The following is an 11991-nucleotide window of genomic DNA, read 5'->3' as shown; positions in this document are numbered from 1 at the left end:
TAGATGGAGGAGAGTATAGAATGAAAATAAATTTTTGGCCCTTTCACAAACATGAGTACGAGATGGTTCGATGGCGATTAGTTCATCATCCTCACTACGAACCATCGAAAATAATGCTAAGACTTAGATGTAAGTCTTGCGAAAGAGAAATAAATTACTTTCCTAAAAAAGAAAGAGACGTTAACTGGGAAAATAAAAATCGACATTTAGCAGGTTTTTGGCTTGGAAATGAAAAAGTTGCTGAAAGAAAGAAGGATACAGAGTGAGTGAAGAATTCTTAGCAATCGAAGAGGAACGTGGCCGTATCATGGTCGCTTCTCTTCGAAATAGTGGTAACGGCTACACTGGTCACACGATTGAGATCAGTAAACAAAATTTAATTAATAAGTTGATCGTCTCTGGAGTCTTAGAAGATGGAGAAACTATCTATTTTGAGGAGATAAGAAAATGACGATGGGAACCGGTGGAAGAACTTCAGGAAAAAGAGCAAGGTATAACGGTGAAATATTTGAAAAAGTGATTGAAATAAGCTGCAACTACTATAAAAAAATTGGAGCTGCAGACATTCAAAAAACTCCAGAGCCTATGAGAGTGCTGGCTCCTCTAGATCGAAAAAAAGGAACCTTCAAAGCCTGTTTCGCTAAACAAGCGCAGCCTGACTTCAAAGGGGTGCTTCAAGGTGGTCGAGCTGTCATATTTGAAGCAAAGCACACCGAGAGCAATCGGATTGAGCAAAATCGTCTTACAGATGAACAAGTATGTAACTTTAATAGCCAGTACGAATTGGGAGCCAAATGTTTCGTGTTAGTCTCTTTTCAGATGAAACGATTCTATAAAGTACCTTGGCCAGTATGGGAAGACATGCAAGGGATATTTAAGAAAAAATCAGTTAACGAAAAAGATTTAGTTGAGTACAGAGTAGAGTACAAAGGCGGATTCATCCATTTTTTAAACCAATATGAATAAGCGGAGGAACTTCATCATGGCCAATAAATTAACTGCAGTATTAAACATGGCAAAAGAAATTGGAGCACTCGAGTGTCAAATCGAACAGTACAGCATGATGCTGAACAAAGGGAGCGAAAACCCAGCGTCTTCATTGATGCTAGTAACAGCTAAAAAAATAGCTGAAGATCAAAAAGAAAAAGTGTCTACATTTTTAGAGGAAGAAGTTTCGAAAATAAAACTAATCAAATGGGAAGAGGTTGGGGTGTAATGAAAATCACTTTACAAAATGAAGCAACAGGACTGCATTTAATTCTTAAACAAGAAGGTATGATCGAAGAACAAGTTGTACTAGCTGCTTATGAGCTAGTTTCTGGAAACAAACGTTTAAAAGAAGACTGTCTAGTGTCGGATGTTGGGTTGCAGAAAAACAACTCTTCAGGAATGAAGATAGATCAATCTATTTCTCAATCATTTCAAGAAACGAGAGAAGCGTGTTTAGATGAATTAAAAGAGTTTGAGGGACTTTATCCAGGTTATTCTGATGCTAAAAGTGAACAACTGCCTACTGCAGCTTCGATAAAAACTGGTAAAAAGAATGTTGATCAAGGGAAACCTAGACCTAAACAAGTGGAGTTCATCAATGCGGGGAATACTCTTTTTACACCATTAGCAGAGAAATTTGGAGAAGTATTGGCTCGAAAAAACGATATAGTACCAATAGATAAAGATTCATTGGACGCACTGAGCTATGCCGTGCCTTTATGGGTGAAAGACAAACACGAAGATGAACCATATAAAAAAGTAAATGTTCCAATATTTGTCGATTGTCCATCATGTGAATTCGCTGGAAGACAATTCACTTTTAGAGGTAATCGTTATGCAAAATGTAAAGAATGTGGCGAAAAACTTTTCTTAAGACCAGCAGGAAGAGAATGGGGAGAGCTGGATAACGAAGGAAATGAGTATTATGCATCAGCAATTTATAAAGATAAAGCAGCAGGAGGTACTAAATAATGATAAACAACGTCGTTTTAGTTGGAAGACTGACAAAGCCTGCAGAATTAAAATATACTTCCGGAGGCACGGCCGTCACTTCTTTTACAGTAGCAGTAAACAGACAATTTACTAACCAAAGCGGAGAACGCGAAGCAGATTTTATCAATTGTGTTGCTTGGAGAAAAACCGCTGAACTAATAGCTCAATATACGCATAAAGGTTCTATGGTCGGGATAGAAGGAAGAATCCAGACACGTTCTTATGATAATCAACAAAGTCAAAAAGTATATGTGACTGAAGTGGTTACGGATAACGTGACGTTCTTAGACGGAAAAAGAGCTGAGGAGAAGAAAGAAGCGCCTAGTCCTGATAATTACTCAAGCTATCGACAAAACACACCACAGGCTAAAAATGAGGCGAATTACAACACTAGCACGCCAAATTATAATTCTAGTCACGGGATGGATATCAGCGATGATGACTTACCATTCTAAATGTGACAAGGGAGGGGTAAAAACGTGGAATTTGAGAAAATAGATTCAAAAGAATTAGAGAAAATGATAGCAGAAAATGCTATACTTGTAGTAAGCAAAGGAAGCGTTTGGGTTAAAAAACTTCCAGAGTTCGGAGAAACAAAACTTAACCTAGTTTCTCAAAATGGACATGTGCAATACATAGACGACGTGTCTGAAAGTAGAACAAAACTTCAATAAAGCTGTCTGACTAGAGACCCTAGAGGATATTCATTCTTGTACAAATGCGTACAGGGACGAATGTCCTCTTTTTTGTTGTCATTGATGAAAAGGAGGAAATGATATGTGGCATTATGCAGATGAATTAGCAGATGAGTACAAAGAAGGTTTAGAAGCTTTACACGTCCAGCGCAACAAATTAAAAGCACAGCTAAAAAAATGTAAAGATACGAGTTCGAATCAAAAACAGAATGATGTGAGGCTATTAGGCGGGATGATCAGTGATATGGAATATGCTATCAGTTGGTTAGAGTCGGCGAGAGAACCAGGATCTAAAAGAGGTATTTCTAACCGTTCGCGGTATCAACGAACACAATTATGGGCAGAGATTGACATGTTATCTATGCAAGCTTATCGGATGCAGAGCGAACCAGAAGGCAGAGAGTTGACAGCTGAAGAAAACGAAAGAATGGATGAAATTTTATCTATACTTAGCGAGCGAGAAAGGGAAGCTTACAAATGTATTTACGCGGAAGGTCATACATATGCTGAGACTGCTTATTACATGGGAATCAGCCGAGGAGCGACTCAATCACTCATCAATCGAGCTAAAGCTAAAATACAAGACAAGCTTGATGCTGGCCAAATTCAAATGGCTTTAAAAATCTAATTCTGTATTACAAAAGACACTTATTATTAGGCGGACCTTCTGACTTCCGCCATTCCTCCTATTCATTCAGCTAGCGAAGCCCATAAGACACACAACAATACAGTATTATAAAGATTTTCCTTTCGCTAGCTGTTTGTTTTAACCGATGAAATGGATTAATTACCTGGTTCGAATCCAGGCATTGGCATAACTAAAATACATCAAGAAGGTGATGGAAAGTGAGTAAATTAAGAGTACAGTGGAAGAACTTTGCTGATGAGTACATTATCAGTGGAAACATCTATAAATCGGCACTTAAAGCAGGTTACAGTGAAAACTACGCCAAAGGCAATGCTGCTAAATTGTTAGAAAATGTGAGCGTAAAAGATTACATAGAAGAGCGGCTCGAAGAAATCAAATCTCAAAAGGTGGCTGATCAGCAGGAAATCATGGAGTTTCTGACATCCGTCATGCGTGGAGAAGTATCTGAAGAACAGCTGTTAACAGTCAAAGAGGGTTTTGATGAACACGTCGAGTTGCACACGAAGCATCCTGATGTCAACAATCGAACTAAAGCAGCTCAAATGCTGGGCAAACGTTATGCAATGTGGGTTGATAAAGGTGAAGTAGATATTTCCCAACAAATAGTGTTCCAGGGGGGAGATCAACTTGAAGACTAAAAATAATCAAAAAGTGAGTGTTATCATCAATCTTCCTAAAAAAATAGGGAAAGGTTACGGATCCTTTTGGAGGTCCCAAAAGCGTTACCTAGTAGTGAAGGGTGGACGTGGGTCCAAAAAATCTACCACTGCAGCTCAGAAAATTATATACAACATGATGAAATACCCGTTGGCGAACACTTTAGTTCTCCGGCGGTTTTTTAATACACACAAGGATTCGACATACACGCAGCTTAAATGGGCTACTCGTAACTTAGGGGTGGCCCATTTGTGGCATTTTTCAAAAAGTCCGCTAGAAGCAACATACATTCCGACTGGTCAAAAGATTTTATTCAGAGGACTTGATGACCCGGAGTCTATCACATCCATCACAGTAGAAGTTGGGTTTTTATGTTGGGCATGGTTTGAAGAAGTCTTTCAAATAAGGGATGAAGATGCGTTCAACAAAATTGATATGTCTATTCGTGGAGAACTTCCACCAGGGTATTTCAAACAGTTGATCATGACGTTTAACCCTTGGTCAGAGAATCATTGGCTTAAACCGAGGTTCTTTGATGATCCGGATAAAAACACCTTATCGATGACTACGAACTACTTATGCAATGAATTTTTAGGGGACGACGATATTGATATCTTCAAGATGATGAAAAAAAAGAATCCTCGTCGGTACAACATCGAAGGAATGGGTAACTGGGGTATTGCGGATGGTCTGGTTTATGAGAACTGGAAAGAAGAAGAATTCGACTACTCTGTTATCAGTAAGAAGTTGGGTGTTTTCTCTGCATTTGGTCTCGATTTTGGATTTACGAATGACCCTACGGCTTTCATTGCAGCGTTGGTCGATCCGAGGGACGAGAAGATTTACATCTTTGATGAATGGTACAAACACGGGCAATTGAACAAGGATATCGCTAAACAAATCAAATACATGGGGTATAACAAAGAACGAATCATAGCGGACGGTGCCGCACCTAAGGATATCGAAGACTTAAAACAAATGGGACTTTCTCGAATAAAAGGATCCGTCAAAGGGAAAGACTCCATCAATCACGGTATCCAAAAAATTCAAGGGTATGAGGTTATCGTACATCCTCGTTGTGAAAATACATTAGTCGAACTGACTAACTACGTTTGGGATAACAAAGATGGATCAGCTATTAACAAACCAATTGATGACTTCAACCACTTGATGGATGCCTTCCGTTATGCGATGGAATCCGTTCCGGTCAAGAAAAAATCATTACTGGATCGCTACAAGACTAGATAATACAGGAGGAATAAGAATGCCTAAAGCATACAAACGAAAGATATTAGAAGATGGTCAATTAAAAGGACAGCTCCGAACAGACTTCATGCAAGGGAATGGAAAAGCCGGAGCAAGAGATGCTCTTGTTCGTCAAAAGGCGTCACCTAGAAGACGTTTGAGTGCTCAAGAAATCACTGATTTATATGCAAGTAGTGCGATGGTACAGACCATCATAGACACTCCAGCAAATGATCTAACCCGTGCAGGTTGGACCATTAACATGAAAGATAAAAAAGTAAAAGACGCTCTTGAATCTAAACTGAGACAATTGAGAGCGAAAGATGCTTTTAATGACATGTACCGCTACGATCGAATGTATGGAGATGGTTTTATTTCAATTGGAACAGTTGAGGACCATACGCACACACTGGAAGACGAATTAATTCCGGAAAAGGTTAAACGCATCCCTTACATAAATGCATTTTCTAACCAAGTAGTCAGCAACTTTTACATCAATGAAGATATGTTTGATGAGAACTATGGCAAAGTCGAATTGTTCGAGGTCTCCAGAAGGAAGAACGACGGTAAAACAGTTGGCTATTCAATGCAGACGATGGATAAGGTCCATCATTCTCGATTGATCCATCAACAAAGTAAAAGGCTGGAATTTGAGCACGAAGGATTAAGTCTAATCGAATCATTATACGACATCATCACTGTGCTAGACACCTCTCTATGGTCAGTTGGCCAGATGTTATATGATTATTCGTTCAAAGTATTTAAATCGAACGATGTGGATACGTTGACTAATGACGAAAAAGCAGAGCTAGGGATGCTGATGGACTACAAATTTAGAACAGAAGCATTGGCCATCATTGGCACGGACGAAGAACTAGACAAACGAGGTACTCCAATAAGTGGAATCAATGACTTGTTAAGCTTTGTATGGGACTTTTTAGCAGGATCAGTCAAAATTCCAAAGACTATTTTAAAAGGGCAAGAAGCCGGCACATTAACTGGAGCAGAGTATGATGTAATGAATTACTACACTAGCATCGCAGCAATTCAAGAGAACGAGTTGAGACCACAACTAGAAAGATTGATTCGTTTATTGATGACAGCTTCAGATGAGCTTGGCGGGCCTGTTGATCCTGATTCTATAGAATGGTCAATTGAATTCAATCCATTATGGAATGTCGATGCCAAAACTGATGCTGAGATACGTAAACTGCTAGCAGAGACGGACAAGATTTACATTGAGACCGGCGTGTTATCTTCTGAAGATGTTAACGATGTTCGTTTTGGTCGTTTTGGATTGACTGAATCATCCAAATACAACGCTGATGCTGCAGATGAATCGATTGATGTCTTGGCAAAAGCGGTTAAAGAAGGATACGAAGCTCATTTAAAAAATAAGCAGGTGGACTAAATGGTTAAAAAGATACCTAAAACAATTTATCCGCATCGGGCTGAGCAACAATATGCTAAAAAGCTGAAAAAACACTTCTCTGAGCTCGGAGAATACGTTGTGGAAGAATTATCCGGAACACTATCTGAAATCGATTATGAACTAAAAAAACAGCAGATTAGGGAAGATGTGAACATATCTCAAAGGATTAAAAATATCTTCAAAAAGATTCGCAAACAGTCGCTGGAATACGTTGACGAAAAAAAAGTCAGTAAAGAATCTGGGCAGTTCGTCAAAAACATTAGCGCAGTGAACAAAAGCAATGTAGCAGCCCAGGAGAGAGTTAAAGGCATCAATCCGATTGATAACGAACCCTGGTTGAAATCTTACATGGATGAAAAAAACAAAGAGAATGTAGGGTATATTTCCTCTATACGCGACGAAACTTTGGACAAGTTCGAGGAAATTGTTAAAAACGGCGTGAAAAAAGGACAATCAGCTGCAGACATCAAAGATGCCTTAGTCGAACGCTCTGGAATCAGTGAGAATCGAGCTGCTTTTATCGCTAGAGACCAGACTGGATCTATTTTAGGGCAGATGAATGCCAAAAGACATGCTCAAAGCGGCATAAAGGCTTATAGATGGCGTGACTCAGATGATTTGGCAGTGAGAGACAGCCATGCAGAACGTGACGGGAAGATTTATTTCTACGCTGATGGCGAACTACTTCCAGGTGAGGACTATAACTGCAGGTGCGTTGCCGAACCAGTGTTTGATGATGAGTTGGTTGCAGCTGGTTTATTAGAACCTGATAAAGTTTCTCGCGAAACGAATCAAACGGAAAATCAAAGTGAAGAGTTGGCGTCAAAAGAAATCGGTGTTAAACAAAAAATAGAAAAAATCAAAAGCACTATTTCTGACGTTCCTGATGAAGCTTCCATCAAAGAAGCTGGAAAAATCATCGAAGACGAATTCAAAAAAGCTACTTCTTTATCTAGCAGAGCAGAAAAAATAGCTGAAGCTCAAAAAGACTATGAAGAGGTTGCGATCAAAGAAATAGTTACAGAAAGAGAGAACACTCAAAAAATTAAAGACAAATACAAACAGACCGTCATCGAATTGGAAGACCAATATGAGGATGGTTTGATCAATGTCAACGAATACAATAAACGTTTGTCTGAAGCGACGGAATTAAGAAACAAAGAGTTGGATGAGTACAAAGAAAAAAATCCGCGTAAAAGCGATGAATTAAAGAAGATATGTGATGACATGCGATCTAATTTGTATTATGATAACGCTGAAGACGTGAAGCAGATATTTGCTAAAATCAGACCTATGGGAAGCGACGGAATCGATATCAAAACGCACTTAAGCGGTTCTAAAAGCGGAACAGCTAAATTAGTAGCAAATGCATACAATCACTATCCCTCTGAGTGGGTAGAAAAATCGGTATCATACAATAAACTGAAGGTAAAAAAAGTAAAGCGAGGCTTTTACCGCCACTACGAAAAAAATAGCGAATACGCCGAATTAACTTTGTCCGGAGAAGGGCAGCAGGGTTTTATAGTCGCTATCCACGAGTTAGGCCACAGGATGGAAAGAGTCGTTGATGGTCTAATCGGCATAGAAAAGATATTCTATGATCGAAGAACTAAAGGCGAGCTATTAAAGTGGATGGGCGCAGGCTATCGGAAAGACGAAAAGTCAAGAAAAGATGATTTTCTGGACATATACATGGGTAAAGACTACGGTGGTAGAGCTTATGAATTAGTTAGTATGGGATTAGAAAAGCTGTATACTGATCCTGAGACGCTGATGAAAGATAAAGACATGTTTAGATGGATTTGCGGAATATTAGCATTGATGTAAAGGAGAGGGTGAGGGTTTATGGCTAAAATAACCGCTACGGGTAAACGTAGAGGAGAGTATTTACACGTTGTTGTTGAAGACGGCAAAGTGATGATTGACGGCGAAGAAAGCGAAGTGTATGACTACGTCTTAAAAGATGAAGTCGTTCCTATTGGTGGAACTTTTTATCCTGAACCTGGCTCAATGATGAATATTCACAATAATCTGCAACATATTTTTTTTGATGATGCTCCTAAATTGAAAGTTGAGGGAGATATCGGAGAAATACCCTATGAAGAAGGATTCGTCTATTAATTTAATAATGACTGTAGAGCTCTGGCTAATGCCGGGGCTCTTTTTTTTGTATTACAAAAGACACTTATGAGTGAGACAGAAAAGCGAGGTGATGACGATGAACGACGGAAAAGCAAATGCATCAAAACCAAAAGAAGTTAACCAATCGATTAAAGCGCGAACTCACGTGTTTAAAAAAGGCGACCAACTGCATGAAATCGCTACTAAAAATGGCATGACCGTAGGGAATTTACTTATTTTAAATGATCAAAAACGTGAATTCAAAGCTGGTGACGAGATCAAATTGACCCGGGACGGTGATTAAGGATGAAAGTACAGCGATTTGACAAAGCTTATATCAAAGACTTTTCAGAAACATCTGAAGGGTATTTGACAGTTAAAGCTCCTATTACTCGTCCTGGGGTATTCCCGTACTTGCGTTCTGATGGTGGCGTCGAGATGGAAGCAAAACTGCCTGAAGAGCTTTTTAGCGAAAAAACAATTCGGTCTGCAAACGCTAAACCTGTTACTGATGATCATCCAACAGAACTAGTGACTGTTTCGAATCACAACAAATATGCCAAAGGAATGACTCATACCGATGCATCAATTGATGATGACAAGCTTTGTATCTCATTCACTATCACTGATTCAGATTTGATCAGCAAGGTGAGGAACGGGAAAAGAGAGCTTTCTATTGGATTTATGGCCGATGTGAGTCAAGAACAAGGCGAGTATAACGGGATGACTTATGATAGCGTCCAAAGAAATATGGAGATTAACCACTTAGCCGTCGTGGATAAAGGGAGAGCTGGCAGTGAAGTATCTATTCGAGGCGATTCTCAAGCATTCATGATTGATCACGATGATATAGACAACCAAAAAGGAGGAACACGAGCAATGACTAAATTACTTATTGACAGTAAAGAATTTGAAGTAGACTCCGTTGTTAAAGCGCGCATTGACACACTTGAAGCGCAATTAACTGCTGAGAAAGCTAAATCAAGCAACGTTGACACGATCACAGGAGAAAGAGATGCGTTGCAGACTCAATTAACAGCAAAAGAACAAGAGTTAGAAGCATCAAAAGCGAAAGAATTAACTGGTGATGCATTCGACACCGCTGTTAACGATCGTATCGAATTGATGAATAAAGCTAAATCGTTGGTAGGTGACTCTTTCGATTTCAAAGGGAAGTCAGATCGTCAAATCAAAGAGGCAGCTATCAAAACTTTGAATGATTCTATCGATTTAACTGGCAAGTCTGAAGATTATGTTAATGCTTTCTATGATTCTTTGACTACAGTAGTCGAATCAAAAGGTTATACTGCTGGGGCAGTTTTTGTCGATGCTAAAGATACTAAAACGGCAAAAGAAGAAATCGAGAACTTGAAAAAAGAGCGCTTGAATTTAAAAAACAGCTCTAAGAAAGGAGATAAATAATCATGCCTATTCCTATTGGACAAGAATACATGAATGCACCAGCGGCATTGGGGAAAATCGCAAATTATCAATCGGTTGAAGCAAACACCACAGCTTGCGGTGCTGAAGAAATCACTTTCGGTAAAGCGGTATACGCTGAAGATGATGTATCTCAAGTGATGACCACTGGAAAAGACTTTTTCGGAGTGGTATTGGCACGTAACTATGTCAAGGAAATTACAGTTGGAGATAAAGTCGGGGTTTACGTCAAAGGTGACGCTGTCCCGGTTATTAGAAAAGGAACTATTTGGGTCCAAGTAGACGAAGATGTCCTTTCTAATCAAAAGGCAGTGGTTAACACGGCTACAGGGAACTTTTTACCAGCAAATACAGCATTAGAAACTAAAACGGAAGTTGTTGGGACGTTCATGTCTACTGCTATGGCAGACGGACTTGCAATGCTTCAAATCAGCTTACCGTAATTAAAGGGGGAAAATAGAACATGGCAGGAAATATCACAGCAACATTAGAAGCGCGCGACCTAGAAGCTATTGACCGCATTCTTTACGAAGCGCCTAAAGAAGAGTTAGTAGCACGATCATTGTTCAACGTTAAATCAGATGTTGATCCAGGTGCTGAAACATACGGCTATAACGTACTTACGCGTACAGGTGTAGCAAAAATCATCGCAAACGGAGCAGATGATTTACCGTTAGTAGATTTGGACATGAAACGCGAATTCGTTCAAATTTATACTATTGCAGCAGGGTTCCGTTACAGTGTTCAAGAATTAAGACAAGCAAAAATGTTAAATCAATCTGTTGATGCTACAAAGGCAGAAACAGTTCGTCGTGCTATTGCAGAAAAAGAAAATTCATTGGCCTTTTCCGGAGACAACAAGTACAACATCAAAGGTTTATCAAACGTAACCGGAATTCAAGTAGTTAATGCTGCAGCAATCGGGACAGGAAACTCAACAAAGTGGAAAGATAAGACGCCTGCACAAATCGAGGAAGAAATCCGCGTAGCACGTTCAAAAGTAACTGTATTGCCTGGTTATGGTGCTGCAGGACTAGCTTTAGCTTTACCTCCGGAACAGTACGAAATGCTTGATAAACGTTATTCAGATTTTGATACTCGGACAATCAAAGAAGTGATTCGGGCTCATGGCTGGTTTACTGATATCGTTCGTGTAGCTGATTTAAAAGCGGCCGGAACTGGCAAAACAGCATCAATGTTGATCATTGAAACAAGCCGTACTACTGCAGAGTTATTAATCCCTATGGACGTTACTCGTTTAGAAGCGGAATGGAAATATCCAAACTGGACTATCCCTAACGAAGAGCGCTGTGGCGGAATGGTCATTCGCGCACCTTATGGAATTGTCCGTGTAGACGGAATCTAATAAAAAACAGGAGGAATGAAACATGTTAGTACAGAATAAAGGGGAATACATTCGTCACGTAGGGGTCAGATTAATTCCTGGAACAAACAACTTAGAGTCAGAGGAAGCTGAAGCTTTTAAAGAAGCTATCGGAACTAACCCATTAGATAAAGCTCTTGTAAATAAAGAACTCTTCTATGACGCAGAAAAACCTGATGCGGCCATTAAAGACATCAAAGCTAACGATGCATTAGCATTGATTGCTGACACATTTGATGTCAATTTATTGAATCAATTCCATGACGAAGAGGAAGAGTCTAAAAACACTCGTACTTCAGTTTTAAAAGCTATTGAAACCCAAATCGCATCAATTCTTGATCCTAATGAGGACGACATTGTCGACACAGAGAGATAGGAGGTTTTC

Annotated in this window: 18 protein-coding genes; all 18 read left to right on the top strand. The window is 39.5% G+C overall.

Features of this window, described 5'->3' with window-relative positions:
* Positions 1–20 precede the first annotated feature (20 nt).
* The 18 genes from LMF32_RS00980 to LMF32_RS00895 all read left to right on the top strand — a co-directional run bounded on the left by LMF32_RS00980 (position 21) and on the right by LMF32_RS00895 (position 11982).
* Positions 21–266 (top strand): hypothetical protein, encoded by a 246-nt coding sequence (locus LMF32_RS00980; RefSeq protein WP_230523544.1) that lies wholly within the window; start codon positions 21–23, stop codon positions 264–266.
* Positions 263–451, top strand: coding sequence for a hypothetical protein (locus LMF32_RS00975; RefSeq protein WP_230523543.1), 189 nt, complete (start codon positions 263–265; stop codon positions 449–451). Before LMF32_RS00980 ends, LMF32_RS00975 begins: the two co-directional genes overlap by 4 nt.
* Positions 448–966: a Holliday junction resolvase RecU gene (locus LMF32_RS00970; protein WP_230523542.1), complete on the top strand. Its 519-nt coding sequence runs from the start codon at positions 448–450 to the stop codon at positions 964–966. Before LMF32_RS00975 ends, LMF32_RS00970 begins: the two co-directional genes overlap by 4 nt.
* A gap of 16 nt (positions 967–982) precedes the next feature.
* Positions 983–1216 carry a hypothetical protein gene (locus tag LMF32_RS00965; protein WP_230523541.1) on the top strand — a complete coding sequence of 78 codons (234 nt, stop codon included), beginning with the start codon at positions 983–985 and terminating at the stop codon, positions 1214–1216.
* Positions 1216–1962 (top strand): hypothetical protein, encoded by a 747-nt coding sequence (locus LMF32_RS00960; RefSeq protein ID WP_230523540.1) that lies wholly within the window; start codon positions 1216–1218, stop codon positions 1960–1962. The genes LMF32_RS00965 and LMF32_RS00960 overlap by 1 nt, the downstream gene beginning before the upstream one ends.
* On the top strand, positions 1962–2438 hold the full coding sequence (ssb, locus tag LMF32_RS00955; protein WP_230523539.1) for a single-stranded DNA-binding protein: 477 nt from the start codon (positions 1962–1964) through the stop codon (positions 2436–2438). The genes LMF32_RS00960 and ssb overlap by 1 nt, the downstream gene beginning before the upstream one ends.
* Before the next feature lie 24 nt (positions 2439–2462).
* Complete coding sequence (locus tag LMF32_RS00950) at positions 2463–2657, top strand: hypothetical protein (RefSeq protein WP_230523538.1); 195 nt, start codon at positions 2463–2465, stop codon at positions 2655–2657.
* 103 nt (positions 2658–2760) lie between these two features.
* Positions 2761–3306 (top strand): sigma-70 family RNA polymerase sigma factor, encoded by a 546-nt coding sequence (locus tag LMF32_RS00945; RefSeq protein WP_230523537.1) that lies wholly within the window; start codon positions 2761–2763, stop codon positions 3304–3306.
* A 218-nt stretch (positions 3307–3524) separates the two neighbouring features.
* The gene (locus LMF32_RS00940; protein ID WP_230523536.1) at positions 3525–3965 is read left to right on the top strand and encodes a terminase small subunit; all 441 of its coding nucleotides are present in this window, start codon (positions 3525–3527) and stop codon (positions 3963–3965) included.
* Complete coding sequence (locus tag LMF32_RS00935; RefSeq protein ID WP_230523535.1) at positions 3955–5232, top strand: PBSX family phage terminase large subunit; 1278 nt, start codon at positions 3955–3957, stop codon at positions 5230–5232. Before LMF32_RS00940 ends, LMF32_RS00935 begins: the two co-directional genes overlap by 11 nt.
* A 16-nt stretch (positions 5233–5248) precedes the next feature.
* Positions 5249–6640: a phage portal protein gene (locus LMF32_RS00930; RefSeq protein WP_230523534.1), complete on the top strand. Its 1392-nt coding sequence runs from the start codon at positions 5249–5251 to the stop codon at positions 6638–6640.
* Positions 6641–8488, top strand: a complete 1848-nt coding sequence (locus LMF32_RS00925; protein ID WP_230523533.1) for a minor capsid protein — start codon at positions 6641–6643, stop codon at positions 8486–8488.
* Positions 8489–8506: 18 nt separating this feature from the next.
* Complete coding sequence (locus tag LMF32_RS00920; protein ID WP_230523532.1) at positions 8507–8782, top strand: hypothetical protein; 276 nt, start codon at positions 8507–8509, stop codon at positions 8780–8782.
* Positions 8783–8879: 97 nt separating this feature from the next.
* Entirely contained in the window at positions 8880–9086 is a 207-nt protein-coding gene (locus LMF32_RS00915; protein ID WP_230523531.1) for a hypothetical protein, read from the top strand.
* 2 nt (positions 9087–9088) lie between these two features.
* Positions 9089–10204 carry a DUF2213 domain-containing protein gene (locus LMF32_RS00910; RefSeq protein ID WP_230523530.1) on the top strand — a complete coding sequence of 372 codons (1116 nt, stop codon included), beginning with the start codon at positions 9089–9091 and terminating at the stop codon, positions 10202–10204.
* Between the two features lie 2 nt (positions 10205–10206).
* Complete coding sequence (locus LMF32_RS00905; RefSeq protein ID WP_230523529.1) at positions 10207–10665, top strand: hypothetical protein; 459 nt, start codon at positions 10207–10209, stop codon at positions 10663–10665.
* 20 nt (positions 10666–10685) lie between these two features.
* Positions 10686–11588 (top strand): family 1 encapsulin nanocompartment shell protein, encoded by a 903-nt coding sequence (locus LMF32_RS00900; RefSeq protein ID WP_230523528.1) that lies wholly within the window; start codon positions 10686–10688, stop codon positions 11586–11588.
* Positions 11589–11610: 22 nt separating this feature from the next.
* On the top strand, positions 11611–11982 hold the full coding sequence (locus LMF32_RS00895; protein WP_230523527.1) for a hypothetical protein: 372 nt from the start codon (positions 11611–11613) through the stop codon (positions 11980–11982).
* The last annotated feature ends 9 nt before the right edge of the window (positions 11983–11991 follow it).

Source organism: Desemzia sp. C1 (assembly GCF_020882875.1).
Taxonomy (GTDB): Bacteria; Bacillota; Bacilli; order Lactobacillales; family Carnobacteriaceae; genus Desemzia; species Desemzia incerta.
This window is presented reverse-complemented; position numbering and strand designations above follow the sequence as displayed.